At 67.5% G+C, this 486-nt stretch carries 1 protein-coding gene; it reads left to right on the top strand.

The genetic code is table 11. From position 1 onward, the window contains the following. Nucleotides 1-150: 150 nt before the first annotated feature. Nucleotides 151-486, top strand: a 336-nt coding sequence (locus AACY52_RS30470) for a hypothetical protein (RefSeq protein ID WP_339561408.1), incomplete at its 3' end; no start/stop codon positions are given.

The following is a 486-nucleotide window of genomic DNA, read 5'->3' as shown; positions in this document are numbered from 1 at the left end:
CCATGAGCAGCGCGGCAAATACGTTGCCGATCGCGTGTTCGATCCGAACGCGGAAGATACGCAGCTCGGTGTTGCCGCCGTGCTGATCCGGCTCGCCGAGAAGCGTCCGACATTCACCAGGACCTTTATCCAACAACGGAGACCAAACCAGTGGACAACCAGCAGAGCAATGACGACGTGCTTCTCGCGGCCATCAACGGGCTGCGCAGCGACATCGCGCAGCTTCCCGCAGCGATCGTCGCCGCGATCAAGGGTGCGGTCGCGCCTGCAGTACAGACGACGGGCACGACCGGCGCGACGGGCGGCACGGCGACTACGGCCAATCCTGCGCCCGCGCCAGTGACCGCGACGGTGACCACCACCACGCCCATCCTCGACCGTCCCGGCGTCGGCATCGGCGTGCTCGGCACGGTCGCGAGCGCCATCCTGAGCACGCTCGGCGTGACCGGGCCGATGACGGGTGATGCGGCTACCACCACGGGGCAG

It is taken from the genome of Pseudomonas sp. EA_65y_Pfl1_P113, assembly GCF_963970525.1.
GTDB lineage: Bacteria > Pseudomonadota > Gammaproteobacteria > Pseudomonadales > Pseudomonadaceae > Aquipseudomonas > Aquipseudomonas tritici.
Note: the sequence above shows the minus strand (reverse complement) of the source record. Positions and strands in the feature narration are given on the sequence as shown.